Origin of the sequence: Clostridium thermarum, assembly GCF_006351925.1 — a bacterium.
GTDB classification, from domain to species: Bacteria; Bacillota; Clostridia; order Clostridiales; family Clostridiaceae; genus Clostridium_AU; species Clostridium_AU thermarum.
On record NZ_CP040924.1, the window covers coordinates 3,396,464 to 3,414,341 of the forward strand.

At 38.5% G+C, this 17,878-nt stretch carries 8 protein-coding genes, 1 tRNA gene, 2 rRNA genes and 1 other annotated feature; of the genes, 1 reads left to right on the forward strand and 10 read right to left on the reverse strand.

Annotated features, from left to right (window positions below; all coding sequences use genetic code 11):
* Positions 1 to 43 precede the first annotated feature (43 nt).
* The 10 genes from FHY60_RS15665 to FHY60_RS15705 all read right to left on the reverse strand — a co-directional run bounded on the left by FHY60_RS15665 (position 44) and on the right by FHY60_RS15705 (position 15,943).
* Positions 44 to 2,994: ribosomal RNA gene (locus FHY60_RS15665) — 23S ribosomal RNA — on the reverse strand.
* 413 nt (positions 2,995 to 3,407) lie between these two features.
* Positions 3,408 to 4,908 (reverse strand): 16S ribosomal RNA (locus FHY60_RS15670).
* Together the 16S and 23S rRNA genes form the textbook arrangement of a ribosomal RNA operon.
* A 578-nt stretch (positions 4,909 to 5,486) precedes the next feature.
* Positions 5,487 to 9,722, reverse strand: coding sequence for a hypothetical protein (locus tag FHY60_RS15675; RefSeq protein ID WP_139905913.1), 4,236 nt, complete (start codon positions 9,720 to 9,722; stop codon positions 5,487 to 5,489).
* A gap of 18 nt (positions 9,723 to 9,740) precedes the next feature.
* Positions 9,741 to 10,532, reverse strand: a complete 792-nt coding sequence (locus FHY60_RS15680) for a ParA family protein (RefSeq protein WP_163216158.1) — start codon at positions 10,530 to 10,532, stop codon at positions 9,741 to 9,743.
* A gap of 232 nt (positions 10,533 to 10,764) precedes the next feature.
* On the reverse strand, positions 10,765 to 11,442 hold the full coding sequence (locus tag FHY60_RS15685) for a metallophosphoesterase family protein (RefSeq protein WP_163216155.1): 678 nt from the start codon (positions 11,440 to 11,442) through the stop codon (positions 10,765 to 10,767).
* Positions 11,443 to 11,658: 216 nt separating this feature from the next.
* A complete protein-coding gene (locus tag FHY60_RS15690) occupies positions 11,659 to 12,150 on the reverse strand; it encodes a shikimate kinase (RefSeq protein ID WP_139905916.1) in 492 nt (163 codons plus the stop codon).
* A gap of 88 nt (positions 12,151 to 12,238) precedes the next feature.
* Positions 12,239 to 13,609, reverse strand: a complete 1,371-nt coding sequence (gene murD, locus FHY60_RS15695) for a UDP-N-acetylmuramoyl-L-alanine--D-glutamate ligase (RefSeq protein WP_139905917.1) — start codon at positions 13,607 to 13,609, stop codon at positions 12,239 to 12,241.
* A gap of 304 nt (positions 13,610 to 13,913) precedes the next feature.
* Positions 13,914 to 14,081: a hypothetical protein gene (locus tag FHY60_RS18060; protein WP_180375420.1), complete on the reverse strand. Its 168-nt coding sequence runs from the start codon at positions 14,079 to 14,081 to the stop codon at positions 13,914 to 13,916.
* Positions 14,082 to 14,119: 38 nt separating this feature from the next.
* Complete coding sequence (locus tag FHY60_RS15700; protein WP_139905918.1) at positions 14,120 to 15,511, reverse strand: glycine--tRNA ligase; 1,392 nt, start codon at positions 15,509 to 15,511, stop codon at positions 14,120 to 14,122.
* A 46-nt stretch (positions 15,512 to 15,557) separates the two neighbouring features.
* Positions 15,558 to 15,720: a binding site (T-box leader), on the reverse strand.
* 148 nt (positions 15,721 to 15,868) lie between these two features.
* Positions 15,869 to 15,943, reverse strand: a tRNA-Asn gene (locus FHY60_RS15705).
* A 249-nt stretch (positions 15,944 to 16,192) separates the two neighbouring features.
* On the opposite strand from FHY60_RS15705, the gene FHY60_RS15710 reads away from it, so the two are divergent.
* Positions 16,193 to 17,488 (forward strand): IS30 family transposase, encoded by a 1,296-nt coding sequence (locus FHY60_RS15710; protein WP_139902412.1) that lies wholly within the window; start codon positions 16,193 to 16,195, stop codon positions 17,486 to 17,488.
* Positions 17,489 to 17,878 lie beyond the last annotated feature (390 nt).

The window sequence follows — 17,878 nt, forward strand, 5'->3', positions numbered from 1 at the left end:
CAGAGAAGCTTGTTCTCTGAAAATTGCACATAAGAATGTGTTTTAGGTCAAGTCCTCGACCTATTAGTACTAGTCAGCTGCACACATTACTGTGCTTACACCTCTAGCCTATCAACCTTGTGTTCTTCAAGGGGTCTTACTGACTTACGTCATGGGAAATCTTATCTTGAGGTGGGCTTCACGCTTAGATGCTTTCAGCGTTTATCCCGTCCCGACATAGCTACCCAGCGGTGCTCCTGGCAGAACAACTGGTACACCAGAGGTCAGTCCATCCCGGTCCTCTCGTACTAAGGACAGCTCCTCTCAAATTTCCTACGCCCGCGACGGATAGGGACCGAACTGTCTCACGACGTTCTGAACCCAGCTCGCGTGCCGCTTTAATGGGCGAACAGCCCAACCCTTGGGACCTACTTCAGCCCCAGGATGCGACGAGCCGACATCGAGGTGCCAAACCTCCCCGTCGATGTGGACTCTTGGGGGAGATCAGCCTGTTATCCCCGAGGTAGCTTTTATCCGTTGAGCGATGGCCCTCCCACGAGGTACCACCGGATCACTAAGTCCGACTTTCGTCCCTGCTCCACTTGTGGGTGTCGCAGTCAGGCTCCCTTCTGCCTTTACACTCTACGAACGATTTCCAACCGTTCTGAGGGAACCTTTGAGCGCCTCCGTTACTTTTTAGGAGGCGACCGCCCCAGTCAAACTGCCCACCTAACAATGTCCCGTCACCAGCTTCATGGTGTCCGGTTAGAATCTCAGTATCATCAGGGTGGTATCCCAAGGTCGACTCCACAAAGGCTGACGCCCTTGCTTCCAAGTCTCCCACCTATCCTGTACAGATAATACCGAAACTCAATGCTAAGCTACAGTAAAGCTCTACGGGGTCTTTCCGTCCAATCGCGGGTAGCAAGCATCTTCACTTGCACTACAATTTCGCCGGATTTGCAGTTGAGACAGTGCCCAAATCATTACGCCATTCGTGCGGGTCGGAACTTACCCGACAAGGAATTTCGCTACCTTAGGACCGTTATAGTTACGGCCGCCGTTTACTGGGGCTTAAGTTCATGCCTTCGCTTGCGCTAAGCAATCCCCTTAACCTTCCAGCACCGGGCAGGCGTCAGCCCCTATACATCAGCTTACGCTTTAGCAGAGACCTGTGTTTTTGCTAAACAGTTGCTTGGGCCTATTCTCTGCGGCCTACTCGCGTAGGCACCCCTTCTCCCGAAGTTACGGGGTCAATTTGCCGAGTTCCTTAACTGCAATTCTTCCGCTGGTCTTAGGATTCTCTCCTCACCTACCTGTGTCGGTTTGCGGTACGGGCACTACTTCACTCCCTAGAGGCTTTTCTTGGCAGCGTGGAATCAGATACTTCGCTACTAAATTTCGCTCCCCATCACACCTCAGCATTGAACAGACGGATTTGCCTATCTGTTCTGCCTAGATGCTTAGACCCACATCCAATAGTGGGCACATCCTATCCTCCTGCGTCACCCCATCGGTAATAACGCGTCATAGTGGTATCGGAATATCAACCGATTGTCCATCGCCTACGCCTCTCGGCCTCGGCTTAGGTCCCGACTAACCCTGGGAGGACGAGCCTTCCCCAGGAAACCTTAGGTTTTCGACCAAAGAGATTCTCACTCTTTTCTCGCTACTTATTCCAGCATTCTCTCTCCTGTACAGTCCACCACTCCTTTCGGTATGACTTCAGCCCGTACAGGATGCTCCTCTACCGCTGACGCGCAAGCGTCAACCCGTAGCTTCGGTGGTAAGTTTGAGCCCCGGACATCTTCGGCGCAGGATCTCTCGACTAGTGAGCTATTACGCACTCTTTAAATGAGTGGCTGCTTCTAAGCCAACATCCTAGTTGTCTTAGAAATCCCACATCCTTTTCCACTTAACTTACACTTAGGGACCTTAGCTGACGGTCTGGGCTTTTTCCCTTTTGACTACGGATCTTATCACTCGCAGTCTGACTGCCGGTATACAAGTATATGGCATTCGGAGTTTGATAGGGTTCAGTAAGCGCAATGCCCCCTAGCCCATTCAGTGCTCTACCTCCATTACTCAATTATCCGACGCTAGCCCTAAAGCTATTTCGAGGAGAACCAGCTATCTCCGAGTTCGATTGGAATTTCTCCGCTATCCACAGCTCATCCCATGGTTTTTCAACACCAACGTGGTTCGGGCCTCCACGGAATTTTACTTCCGCTTCACCCTGTCCATGGATAGGTCACCCGGTTTCGGGTCTACAGCATGCAACTATCCGCCCTGTTCAGACTCGGTTTCCCTTCGGCTCCGTACCTTAAGTACTTAACCTTGCTACATGCCGTAACTCGCTGGATCGTTCTACAAAAAGCACGTCATCACACTGATTAAGGACGGGGGACACACCTGAAGGTGAGTCCCGCCCAGAATATAGTGCTCTGACCGGTTGTAGGCACACGGTTTCAGGTTCTATTTCACTCCCCTCCCGGGGTTCTTTTCACCTTTCCCTCACGGTACTTCTTCGCTATCGGTCATCAGGTAGTATTTAGCCTTGGGAGGTGGTCCTCCCTGCTTCCCACAAGGTTTCACGTGTCTCGTGGTACTCTGGATCAGATCTTCACTTTGACAGTTTTCACTTACGTGGCTGTTACACTCTGCGGCTTAACTTTCCAGAAATATTCAGTTAACCATCTCAGTGAGTTATGATCTGTCCGCAACCCCAGAAACAAGTTTCTGGTTTGGGCTCTTCCGCTTTCGCTCGCCGCTACTGACGGAATCGATTTTTCTTTCTCTTCCTCCAGGTACTTAGATGTTTCAGTTCCCTGGGTTTACCTTCCTTAAGCTATGGATTCACTTAAGGATACATGGGGTTACCCATGTGAGTTTCCTCATTCGGAGATCTCCGGATCACAGGCTATTTGCGCCTACCCGAAGCTTATCGCAGCTTATCACGTCCTTCTTCGGCTCCTGATGCCAAGGCATTCACCATGCGCCCTTTATAACTTGACCTTACATCGTCTCACGATAAGCGACGCATTACTGCCTGCTTCTCCTGAGACTCGTTGTCAGTGAATGGCGAGTCCATTCAGCTGTACAACTTTGTTATAAAGAATAATAATTGATATTATTTTTAGCTTTACTCCAGATATCCTACGGAAACTTGATTTAAACTTGTTTGAAAATCCCGAATCTTCAACGGGTTTTCAGGCATGTTTAAATTATTAGCTGTAGTTGGATATCTGCTTAATTTCTTATGTGCAATTTTCAAAGAACAACGGAATACTATTTTACACCGCTGACGCGTTGGCGTCAACCTGTAATTTCTTCCACCTGAAAGACGTTAGTCTTTCAAAATTGAACAGAGATTGGTCAGACCTGCGCTCTAAGTATCTTAAGATATCTTTAGAGCAGGTTCTCCATAGAAAGGAGGTGATCCAGCCGCAGGTTCTCCTACGGCTACCTTGTTACGACTTCACCCCAATCGCTGACCCTACCTTCGGCCGCGTCCTCCTTGCGGTTAGACTACGGACTTCGGGTATTGCCAACTCTCATGGTGTGACGGGCGGTGTGTACAAGGCCCGGGAACGTATTCACCGCGACATGCTGATTCGCGATTACTAGCAACTCCGGCTTCATGCAGGCGAGTTTCAGCCTGCAATCCGAACTGGGACGAGTTTTATAGTTTTGCTCCGCCTCGCGGCTTTGCCTCTCGTTGTACTCGCCATTGTAGCACGTGTGTAGCCCTAGACATAAGGGGCATGATGATTTGACGTCATCCCCACCTTCCTCCGAGTTAACCCCGGCAGTCTTGCTAGAGTGCTCAACTTAATGGTAGCAACTAACAATAAGGGTTGCGCTCGTTGCGGGACTTAACCCAACATCTCACGACACGAGCTGACGACAACCATGCACCACCTGTCTTCCTGCCCCGAAGGGCTTCCCGCATTACCGGTAATTCAGGAGATGTCAAGTCTAGGTAAGGTTCTTCGCGTTGCTTCGAATTAAACCACATGCTCCGCTGCTTGTGCGGGCCCCCGTCAATTCCTTTGAGTTTTAATCTTGCGACCGTACTCCCCAGGCGGAATACTTAATGTGTTAACGGCGGCACAGAAGGTTGGACCCTCCTACACCTAGTATTCATCGTTTACGGCGTGGACTACCAGGGTATCTAATCCTGTTTGCTCCCCACGCTTTCATGCCTCAGCGTCAGTTACGGTCCAGAAAGTCGCCTTCGCCACTGGTGTTCTTCCTAATCTCTACGCATTTCACCGCTACACTAGGAATTCCACTTTCCTCTCCCGCACTCTAGATATCCAGTTTGAAATGCAGCACCCAAGTTAAGCCCGGGTATTTCACATCTCACTTAAATATCCGCCTACGCATCCTTTACGCCCAGTAAATCCGGACAACGCTCGCCACCTACGTATTACCGCGGCTGCTGGCACGTAGTTAGCCGTGGCTTCCTCCTCTGGTACCGTCATTATCGTCCCAGAAGACAAGAGTTTACAACCCGAAGGCCTTCATCCTCCACGCGGCGTTGCTGCATCAGGCTTTCGCCCATTGTGCAATATTCCCCACTGCTGCCTCCCGTAGGAGTCTGGACCGTGTCTCAGTTCCAATGTGGCCGATCACCCTCTCAGGTCGGCTACGCATCGTGGCCTTGGTGAGCCGTTACCTCACCAACTAGCTAATGCGCCGCGGGCCCATCTCATAGCGGATTGCTCCTTTAAAGTTGCCATCATGCGATAGCTGCTTATTATGCGGTATTAATCTCCCTTTCGGGAGGCTATCCCCCTCTATGAGGCAGGTTACCCACGTGTTACTCACCCGTCCGCCGCTGGGAACCGAAGTCCCCCGCTCGACTTGCATGTGTTAGGCACGCCGCCAGCGTTCGTCCTGAGCCAGGATCAAACTCTCAATTTAAAAGTTTGAACTCTAGCTTATCGCTAAATTTATTTTTCAGACTTCCGTCTGTCAAAGAAATCGCTGACCATGATTTATTCTTGTAAAAGAATTATCTTTATCTCTGTTCAATTTTCAAAGACCAACTTGTTATTATTTCGCTGTCGTCTGACAGCTTTTATATCTTAACATTATAAAATTAATTTGTCAACATTTTTAACTGTATATTTTAAAATCATAAATAATTCGTATAAATGGTGACAATTATTTTATACATTAAGCTTGTCTCTGTGTTCCAGCGACGTTTTATATAATAACACAGTAATAAAGATATCTTTTTTATAGATAATCTAAATTTTAAGAATATATACTAATAGCTTGTAATATCTAATTATTATTCAAAATCACTATTATTGACACACCAGGTAGAGTATTATGCTCCTTTCAGAATAAAAGCACATATGGATTATCCTATTCCCCAATTGTATACACCAGCAAAGAAAACAACCTAGGAGAATTTTATCTCCTAGGTTGCTATTGTTTCTTATATAATTATTTGATTCATAGATTTCGGTCCAGTCTCTATTAGTCAAGAGCTACTATCTTCTATCAAAGAGCTTTCCAAAGAATCCTTGTTCCGACTTAATTGTAGGTACTACTCTACTATACATTTGATCCCAGTCTTTGATTATCATTTCTTTATTTCTCATACCGCTAATTTCTGCCTTTAAGGAATTATTGATGTCTTTTAAAGTATTTCCCTGCAGTCTGTACAAAATATTAACTAAGGTAGTTTTAACTTGTACGTATAAATCTTCCCCATGCTGCTCTCTTGCATTAAAGAAGTATATTATGAACTCTGCAAATATTTTTGCGCCCAATAGCTTGTCTAAATCAATATTATCTGCAAGTATTGCAACATACTTAGTGAAGAACAGAGCCTTTCTCTTCTCAACACAGAATACCTTTTTAATTACAGCATGCAAGGTCCAGGAGTTAACACTCAAAGCAGCTCTTGGCAAGAAGTAATCTAGAAATTCTTCGTACTTGATTATATCCATATTCTGAAGCTGAAGATTAGTGTTGTTTAGTAACTTATGCATAGCATCTAGATCTTTAATTTTTTCAAACTCTGTAGCAAATCTCACTAAAGCTACCATGTCAGGGGAGGTTTTAATGTTTCTTGTGGATTTTATGTCTTCTATTTCTCTTATAAGTTCTTCTTGACTTTCATAGCTCTTAGAAAGAGAAAGCATCATTTCGCAACCTGAAAGTATCCTAGCTTCAAGTTCATTTCCAAGTTCATCTTTTCCCTCTTTTATGATATTTAAAAGTTCATAGCATGCCTTTGAATAATCCTGTGTTCCTTCTATACTATCTAGGTACTTACTGATAGCCCCTACAAAATACTTTGATTTATAGGTTTCTATTTCATTGAACACATTCTTTACATATCTCCAGAAGAACTTTTGAACATTAGAAGCTACATTTAAGTTGCTGAGATACTCCTCAAAAAGTATATCATTTCCGTGAGGTAATGAACTGATGTATCTTCTCATTTCTGTAGCTTGTTCTGGTGACTTGCTGTCGATAATGTCTACAAACAATCCTACAGAATCCTTTACTTCGCCCAGTTCTTTTTGCTTGCTAAAGTATGAAATTATTATATTGCAAAGCTCTGAAACTTGCAAATTCATATCCTTTAAGAGGCTGAGGAGCTCACTCTTAGATGCAGAAAGTCTTCCGGTGCGAATTTGAGACATAAGCAACTCGTTATATTTATTATTAAAGATTTCTTTATGCTCCTCTACATAAAAAACGTTGCGTATGATTTCGGCATTTTCAAGAACACTAATTTTATTAAATACATTAGGTAAACACCAGTTCAAATACTCGGAATACCTAATATCAGTAATTCCATGTATTTGAACATTTGTATCCCTCAACATTACAATAAGCATCTCAGGCTCTTGGATAGCTTCAACATCAATTCCAAGTCTAAGGATATCTCCCACATTAGGAGTTACAGTAACATTATTCTTTTCTTTAATATTTTCAATTTCTTCTATGATACTTAAGGTTTGCTCTGCCGGATATAGCAAAGGTATTGTTGCTTCATATTCTTTTATAATAGCTGCTAGTACCGTTGGCGCTAAGGTTACTTTTTCGTCCGCCACCATTTCCAGTATATTCATGCATTCTTCAGTATATCTTTCAGTTCCTTCAATGTGGGTCATATAATACTCAAAAGCAGGTGAAAAATACTCCTTCTTATATCTCAAAAGTTTATTAAATACATTATTATTATAATACCAGAAATACTCGGCTTTATCCTCCGCAGCATCAAACAACATCTTAAACTCGTTAAGGAGTAGTTCCAAACCTTTTGAACTGCCACTTATGTATTGTCTTACACCCTCAATCCATTCCTCACTGTTAGTCTTGCTTCTTTCAATTAAGAACTTAACTGCCTCTGAAGAATTATTATTCAAATTACTATAATATCTCACCAATATATTTGCAAAATACTCCCTAGCATCAGATATGCCATCTAGTACAGCGTATAATTCTTTACTTTGATTTGACAGAAAATCTACACAGCTATTTAAGAATTCCTCATATGCTCCCTTACTATTCCAATGGCTTCCGGTCTTTATAAGATATTCAAGGATAATACTCATGTAGAATTGAACCTGCTTTGCATTCATTTTGCTAACTGTTGCAGTAGTTTGTCTTATGCTCTCAATGTTTAAGCAATGCTCAACAAATCTCTCAGAGCCATGCTCCTTCATATCTGTAACTTTTTTGTAGTAGGTCAATATATCCATAATTCTACTATGGCTATTATTTAGGAGTAAATTAACTGTCCATTCAATGAATTCATGGTACTTATTATCAGAAACCTTTGTAAGGTCTGGTATACCCGTAGATAATAGATCTGATAAATCCCTGTAATTTGTTGCACCCTCCAGCTTCATACCAAATTCAGTTAGAGCTGCTACATTATTGGTGGTAACAATCTTTCTTGACTTCTTTATATTTGATAGATTCATCATTATAGCTTTTGTTTCTTTATCTTGTACAGCTAATGGTATTTGATTTTCATACTCTTCTATTATAGCTGCAAGCATTTGGTCATCTAACTGAACTTGATTCTTAGAAGCCATGTTAATGATTTTCAAGCATTGGTCTTTATATATAAGTTCATTTTTAATCAGCTTCAAATAGCACTGTATAGCTTCTGAAAAATATTTTTCTTTAAATCCATTTATACTATCAAAAACTTGCGCAGAATAAATCCAGAAGAATTCATCTTTTCTATCAGAAGCTTCTAATTTCATAATGAATTCGTCAAATATAAGATCTTTTCCTTTCGGTGTACTGAATACAAGATTTCTTAGTTCTATTGACTTGGTATTATTCTCTTCAAGCTTGTCCATATAGAACTTAACTGCATCTTTTCTCATTATTTCATTATCTTGGAGCTTGCTGTAATAAAGTCCTAGCACGCTGGCAGTATAATTCAAGTTTCCTCTGAATTTTCCTATTATTTCTCTTAGATCTACATTGCTCTTAATTAATCGGTCTGCACATTTACTCACAAAATCTTCAAATAAATTATTGTCTACTGACCCAATATTGCTATCCTTTATAATATCCAATACTATGCTTAGATAAAATTTAGCGTACTTACTGTCATAATCAGAGACATATGAAGAAAGTTTTCTTACATTTTCTTCACCTAAACTGTACTTTGCAAACTGATTAATATCATGTCCTTCAAGTTCTTTGATATCGTTGAAGAACTTATAAACTATACCTATCTTGCTTTCATCAGTTCTTTCCAGTAGACTCTGTGTATAGCTGTATAAGAACTTACATACCATGTGGTAGAATACTTCTTCACCTAACTTACTTGCCATATTAACCATTGTACTTGTTAGTATAAATGCAGTTCTTTCATCAATATCCACTCCAATTCTGGTTACAACTACATTCATTTTCTGAAGCAGCATTTTATAAGTATCTTTAACAGCATACTTATTTATAAAACTCATGGCATTTTCTATTGAATCATAGTCCATAAACTCGATGCCATTATTAATCAGATAAAATAATTCTAGACAACTATCGATATCAGGACCAAGTTTTGTATAATCAAACTCGTCTACAAAGTTTTCAAAAACATAAAAACTCTGATCGTTTAACATATATCCAACCTGAGCCAGTTCAGAGTATTTGCTGTTATATGTAACTCTAGAGCTTGTACCCTTTGCAAAGTTGAAAACTATAACCGAAGCATCTTCATCTGTATAATTTTTACTATTCAGTTTTTCTTCCTCTTCATCTATGAAAATCAGACAATTTGTTATTTCTGGATGCTTTTCATTACCGTAACTTCTAAACACAAGGGTTGATCCTACCTTTTCAGGTAGGGACATTTTTACCGCAGCAATCCAATAGGGGATATTATCTTTAACATCGCAAAGCATAACCGGCTTATGAGAATTTCTATAGTCAACTAATGCATTTAGTATATCCTTAACCTTACTCATTCTAAGTTCAAATATTTTAGCATTAACCTTCTGTTTTAAAAATTCGGATACTTTTTCAAAAGAAATATCGCCATATACCGGATACTCTATCGCAGGTTCTTCCACAGCGGAAATCTGCTCCTTTGGCTGAATTTCTTTTTCTTTTACTTGTTCATCCACTTCTTTGATATCCATAGTAGGCTCTACGACTACCGGTTCTTCTTGTGGAACAGTAACTTTACCGGCAGACAAGATTTCTTGACTGGTGCCTTTAATAGCTGCTCTAAACCTATTTGCCATTATTTAACCCCCCTCACTTTATACTCTGCTAATTAGTTCATCAACAAATGAATTGTACTTTTCACAAATCTCGCAATTTTTGTATAAAAGATTAACAGGCTTTCTTGATAGCTCACATTCTGAGATTCGTTCATCTGCAGGTATAAAGCTACGGAACAGAAGCCTCTTAATATCCTCTTCTTCATTGCAGTACTCAACAAACTCTCTTGAAATACTGCTGCGTGAATTATACTTATTTATGAGTAGCCCTTTAATATTGTTTTCAATGTCAAGTCTATCTACAATATCCTCCCATAGAGCAACAAACAGTTCCAAACCCTTTAGAGAATTAATCCCGATATCAGAAACGATTACAATTGCATCACTAACTACAAAACTGTTTTGATTTGTAATTGACATACTTGGATTTGTATCGAATATTATGTAGTCATATCTGTTAAAAGTACTATTGTATTTCCTAAAGTACTTTTTTAATAAATACTCTCTACCGGGATAGCTAATTATTCTCATTTCCGTAGATGTCAATCCCATAGATGCTCCTATGATATCCAGTGTAGGAAGCTCCCTGATGGGTCCTTTAATAATTGCTTTTTCCGGATTGATCCTCTCGTCTTCAAATAGTTCTTTTATGCCTATGTAACCTTCTAGGGTTTCATCTATACCAAGATTTGACGTAATATTTGCCTGTGGATCTACATCAATTATCAACACCCTGTATCCTCTTTCTGCCAATATGCCCGCTGTTGAGAATACTGTAGTTGACTTACCTGTTCCCCCTTTAAGTGTTCCAAAAGTAATTATTTTCCTCACATTTCTCCCCCCTTTTTTACTAAAGTTCCCCAGTTATTCCTCTAAGCGTACAGCAAGCTTGAGCTAATAAGTTTAAACGATAATATTAACTTTTTTAATATAATCTTTCTAATTAGGAAATATAATAATATTCATCATTATTTTTACATTTATCAATTATATTATACTTAAAAAACTTATTCTGGTAAATTATTTTTTTATTTTTTTCCAAAAATAACAAAAACGCCGGAATTTAAAGTTCCCCCGGCGTTATTAAGTGCTTAATTATCCTTTGTGCTCCAGGCACATTGAATTTTAACAGATCATTATGCAAAAGTTCTTTGTTATAGCTGATATTCTTGAAGACAAAGTTAATCATCTCACCACATATTTCAATAACTGCAAAATTGACAAGTCCATTTGGAGTATGGCCTATAGACCCCGGATTCATTATCCGCCTTTCCTTCCAATAGCTCCCAAAAACTTGTTGGTGAGTATGCCCCATTAGTACATACTCACACTCTTCCAATTCCTTTAAGTCTATATACTGCTCTGTTACAGTATGAACCATCATGAACTTCTTCCCGTATAGATCTATAGCTTTTGACTTGGGAACGTCTCTTAGTTTCTTTAAACGGTGCTCTCCAATAGCGTTCTTTGTCCATTCCATATGTTTTATTCTCTCTAGGCTTTCATCTTTTCCTGCTTCTTCTATTAGTTCAATTTCATTATTGCCTAGTATATTGACGAATCTTTTGTCCTCAACAACAATATCAAACACTTCAGTGGGATTGGGACCTAACTGAAGAAAATCTCCCAAATTTAAAACTATCTCTATTTCAGGCCTTGCGTTTAAATAATCCATAAACACCTTTAAGGCATGAATGTTGGCATGTATATCTGATACTACAGCAACTCTCTTAAATTTCATAGTCATTCTCCTTCATGCATATAAAAATGTAAACATTTACATGTAATAATTTATAAATTACACCGCCTTTTTGGTATACTAGGGTTAATCTAAATAATAGTTTATACTACAAATATAAAAACTGTTACTCCATTATGTAAATTTTACTAGCGATTATTAATACTATTATATCATCTTATGCTCAGTATGTAAAAACTAATACTCTCATTATATAACTTATGCCAATATTTTAATTATATGCTCAACAATTTCTTCAATGCCTTTATTGTCGCATTCAATTATGATATCAGCATATTTCTCATATAAGGACTTTCTTTCTAAATATAGTTCCTTCAGCGTCATATTATTCCCAATGGCAACCCCTCTTGTAGTTATATCCTTTAGTCGGCGCTCTATCTCCTCATATTGGAGTTTGAGATATACTATTGTTCCCATGCTTTTAAGACGTTCCATAGCCTTTTTACTATAGACAACACTTCCTCCGGTTGCAAGCACTGAGTCTTCCGTTTCAAGTTTTAGTATATACCATTCCTCTATGTCTAGAAAGCCCTTTAATCCGCACTTGTTAATAATTTCAAATAGTTTCATTCCTTCATTCTGTTGTATTATAATATCAGTGTCTATAAAGTTCTTTCCTAAAGCCTTTGCAAGCAGTACGCCTAATGTACTTTTACCTGCTCCAGGCATACCTATCAATATAATATTCATAATTTCCTTCCTTTCGCTTATATACTATTAAAATATTAAAGCACTTACTGTATATTCCTTTCAGTAAATGCTTTAATATCGAGAGATACTATAAGCTATTCACTAACTCCCTAAACTTATTTCCTCTTACTTCAAAGTTAGGAAACATATCAAAGCTAGCACATGCTGGAGATAACACAACATAATCACCAGGAGCGGAAATCTTCTCACACTTGCTCACTGCAGTATCCAAAGAATCCACTATATAAATAGGAATATTAACTTGTTTTTCTTTTAGAACTTTATCAAATACTTCCTTTATTTTTTCCTTAGTCGCTCCTAACAGCACTAAAGCTTTTATCTTGTCCCATCCCTTCTCAGCTAAGGGTTCAAAAGGTATATGTTTGTCGTATCCACCTGCTATCAGAACTACAGGCTTGTCAAAGGCTGATATAGTAGCAAGGGTTCTTGTAGGGCTTGAACCTATAGAGTCATTGTAATACTTAACTCCGGCCACTTCTCTGATAAATTCGCTTCTATGTGATACACCTTTAAAACTAAGGGCAACTTTTCTCATGATTTCCTTTGGTACTTCATCCTTCACAGCCAAAAATGCCGCCAAGTAATTTTCAACATTATGCATACCCTTAATAATTATTTCGTCTTTTTTACAAACTTCTTTACCATCTATATATAGTCCACCATCTTTATAGTAGCCATTTGCGTCCCTGCTGCTACTAAATAGCCGTACCTTTCCTTTTGCTTCGGCAACAAATGAATAGGTGATGTCATTATCTTTGTTTAAGATTAAGACACCTTCTTTATTCTGAAACTTATATATGTTTTTCTTAGCATCTATATATTCTTCCATACTTTTGTGCATATCCAAGTGATTTGGTGTCATGTTAGTTACAACGGCCACTTCAGGAGAAACTTGTATTGTCATAAGTTGAAAGGATGAAAGTTCCAAAACTACCCTATCTTGTGCTTGAATATCTTCTATCTTTGAAAACAAGGGTGTTCCAATGTTGCCACCAACCCAAGTTTTATATCCGGCTTCCTTTAATAAGTTGTATATTATTGAAGTTGTTGTGGTCTTTCCGTCACTGCCTGTAACCCCATATATTTTCGCAGGACAATACCTCATAAATTCCTCCATCTCAGAGGTAATATAAGCCCCTTCTCTTTTGGCAGCCTGCAGTGCATCACTATCTATTCTCATTGATGGAGTCTTGAAAACAACCTCAAAGCCCTTTAGCCTATCCAAATAGTTTTCACCTAATGAAAGCTCCACTCCCTTTTCGGTAAATTCTTTACCTACCTCACCTAACTCTTCCATAGACTTTTTATCAAAGGCGGTAACCTTTGCCCCTAATTGAAGCAGGAAGTTTATAAGCGGTATATTACTGACACCTATACCAACTACTGCAGTTTTCTTATTCTTGATAAACGCTTTAAACTCGCTGAAATTCCTTTTCATACACTGTTTTCCTCCTAGATAATTTTACAAAAAATTCAAACCTTTGTCCATCTATAAATAATTCCCTTTTAATAATTTATTATAACATCATGGTTAAAAAATGTGAAAATATTAATTAAATTATCTTCCACAAAATATAATATACCATATTAATTTATATAGGTGATACTATGCCACTTCTTACAATGTTTCTCACTCTACCATTAATATACATAGCTCATAAAAAACGTAGAGAGCCAGAAAAGTTCTTATTAATTAAGCTGGTGCTGATATGGCTTTTATGTCAGATGTATGTTTCGGTTAATTATAGCTTCCGAATCCCCATAGGCTTAATCATTAGTCTAATATTTACATACAAAGAAAAGATAAACAGGACATCAAAGTTCATAGCTTCAGGTATTGGAGCTTTTAGCTTTACCTCCAGTATATTGGTATACTTTCTCACAAAACCAACAGTATAGTCATATGCCATATAAAGTTAAAAAGAGCACTTTGAAGTGCTCTTTTTTGCTAAAACTCCATTTTCTCAGCGAGATACTTTTCTAATTCATCAACACTTAATCTAATTTGAGTCATTGAATCTCTATCTCTTACTGTTACTGTATTGTTTTCCAAGGTATCAAAGTCTATAGTAATACAGAAAGGAGTTCCTATCTCATCCTGTCTTCTATATCTCTTACCTATACTTCCTGCCTCATCATAGTCTACATTGAACTTCTTCCTTAGCATATCATAAATCTCAGTTGATTTTTCCGAAAGTTTCTTGCTCAAAGGCAGTATAGCAGCTTTAAACGGAGCTAAAGCAGGGTGTAATCTCAACACTGTTCTTACATCTCCACCTTCTAGTTCCTCTTCATCATACGCATCTGCAAGGAAGGCAAGCGCTACTCTATCTGCTCCTAAGGAAGGTTCTATACAATATGGTATATATCTTTCGTTTGTATTTGGATCAAGATAGGACATATCTTCTCCGGAATGGTTAGCATGTTGCTTCAAATCATAATCTGTTCTGTCAGCTATACCCCATAGTTCTCCCCAGCCAAATGGGAATAAATATTCTATATCGGAAGTGGCATTACTATAGAAGGAAAGCTCTTCAGCACTATGATCTCTCATTCTTAAATTATCCTTGTTCATACCAAGACTTAATAAGAAGTTCCAGCAGTAGTCCTTCCAGTACTTGAACCACTCTAAATCCTTACCTGGTTCACAAAAGAATTCTAATTCCATTTGTTCAAATTCCCTGGTTCTGAAAATGAAGTTACCCGGAGTTATTTCATTTCTAAAGGATTTACCTATCTGCGCTATACCAAATGGAACCTTTTTTCTTGAAGTTCTCTGTACATTTTTAAAGTTAACGAATATACCTTGTGCAGTTTCTGGTCTGAGATATATCTCTGACTTTGCATCCTCGGTAACCCCTTGGAAAGTCTTGAACATCAGGTTGAACTTCCTTATATCAGTAAAATTCTTCTTACCACACTTTGGACATACTATGCCATTTTCTTCTATATACTTCTTTAGCTCCTCATTGGTCCAACCATCTGCAGAAGCAACCTCAGCACCATTTTCTGTCATGTGATCTTCAACTAACTTATCTGCTCTAAATCTTGACTTACACTCCTTACAGTCCATTAAAGGATCTGAAAAACCGCCAACGTGTCCGGAAGCCACCCACACTTCTCTGTTCATGAGAATAGCACAATCCACACCTACATTGTATGGACTTTCTTGAACGAACTTCTTCCACCAAGCCTTTTTAACGTTATTTTTAAATTCAACGCCTAAAGGACCATAGTCCCATGAATTAGCTAATCCACCATAAATCTCTGATCCTGGATATATGAATCCTCTACCTTTACACAGAGCTACTAACTTATCCATAGTTTTTTCAAAAGCCATTTTGATATCCTCCCCTATTATTTATAAAATAAAAAGGACCCATACCATAAGGGACGGTATAACCGCGGTTCCACCCTTTTTGGCATAAGCCCTGCTCTCTCAAATATATACTCTAAAGCTCCCTTCACCTTATAATTTTAATGGTTCCCACCAGCCACCATCTCTCTAAAAAAATCATTAAGGCTACTCTTCTTTATCATCGTACCTTCTTTATTTACTTTAGTATAATTGTACCAAATAAAAGCTATTTGTCAATACAAGACAAGCTCCACATTGAATTTATATTCTATAAATTAACCACTTATAAAAATAAAAATCAGGCTTTCACCTGATCCCCTAATCTTCAAAAAATAAAATTGGCTCCGCGAAGAGGACTCGAACCTCCAACCCTTCGGTTAACAGCCGAATGCTCCACCATTGAGCTATCGCGGAACGCTTATCACAATAAATATTATATCAAGTATTCTAAAAAAAGCAATACTTTTTTGATAAATATTTTGTCGAATTTTTTATTTCTTTAATTGCAAAAGTAAATTCCACCTCTCTAGGTGGTAAGAGTGGATTTTAATTCTACAAATATGAAAGAGTATAGAGAGTGGAATTTAGTAATACAAAATATTATTATATTGATATATGCGTCATTACAGTAATCCTTGCTTGGTAAGGAAGGAGTTTTTCATTATGGCTAAATTCAAACACTTTACGTTAGAGGAAAGAGTCTCTATTGAAATAATGCTTAAAGCCTCCCTTTCTTTCAAAGCAATAGCCCGAGAGCTTGATCGAGATTGTACAACCATTTCCAAAGAGGTTAAAAATCATATCATGTACAAGCGAACAGGTTCTTACGGTAGACCTTTTAACAACTGTATTCATCGTTTAACTTGCAACCATACATATCTATGTGAGAAATCACATTGTAGAATTCGACGCTGTCGCTTTTGTTCAGATTGTTCAAAATTCTGTTCTGATTACAAAGCATATACTTGTGACTTACTCTCTAAGCCACCTTATGTGTGCAATGGATGTGCTAGCCTTACAAAATGTACTCTGGAGAAAGCAATCTATAATGCTTCCTATGCCCATGATGAATATGTACTTCGTCGTTCTGAGTCACGAAGCGGCATAACTATTTCTGAGGACGAGATTAAACGTCTTGATAAAATCATAACCCCACTCATTCAAAGAGGTCAATCTATACACCATATCTGCGTTAATAACAGAGACCTTATCATGCATAGTGAAAAATCAATCTACAACTATATTGATTACAATCTTTTCTCCACAAAAAATATTGACCTTCCAAGAAAAGTTGTTTATCGTCCAAGAAAAAAGCTTAAAAATCATTTTAAAGTGGATAAGTCCTACAGAATTGGACGCACATATCAGGATTTTCTTGAATTCATGAAGGAAAATCCTGATACTCCAGTAGTTGAAATGGATTCTGTTGAAGGTACTAAAGGTGGTAAGGTGTTGCTCACTATCCATTTCGTTGATTCTCAGTTTATGCTTGCTTTTATTAGGGATGCAAACACTTCACGTTCCGTCATAGATATTTTCGAAAATCTTTATTTGGAACTGGGGCCTGACACTTTTCTAAAACTATTTCCTGTCATTCTAACTGACAACGGCAGTGAGTTTACAAATCCAAAGGCTATCGAGTTTGATAGGCAGGGAAACCGCATAACACGCATCTTCTACTGCGACCCTTCAGCGCCATATCAGAAAGGTGCTGCAGAAAACAACCATGAATTGATCCGGAGAATTGTTCCTAAAGGCCAGAGCTTCAACTCATTTCAACAGAAGGATATCTCATTGATGATGAGTCACATTAATTCTTATTCAAGAAAAAAGCTGAATGACCAGTCTCCATACTCGGTATTCAGCTTCCTTTACGGCGCTAAAACGCTCGCAAAGTTGGATTCAGAACTCATCAAACCAAATGAGATTATCATGAATCCGAGTTTATTAAAATATTAACCTACTCAAGCAGGGATTACCGCTGGCGCTTAAGTTAAAACTTTTTCAATGGGTGGAATTTACCTTTGCAAAAAAAACGGAAAATATTCACCCTTTGTTTGCTATACCCAAAATCAGCTGAAATCTGCTTGAGCTACTTAAATTATACCTCATTTTTGTCTAAAATAAGCAAAAAATTACTCTTATAACCAAAAATCTTATCTAGTATCGATTTTACGGTGGAAGTTAATTCTACAAAGTGGAAGTTAACTTTTCAATTCACCAATTTTTTATTTCTTTAATTGCAAAAGTAAATTCCACCTCTCTAGGTGGTAAGAGTGGATTTTAATTCTACAAATATGAAAGAGTATAGAGAGTGGAATTTAGTAATACAAAATATTATTATATTGA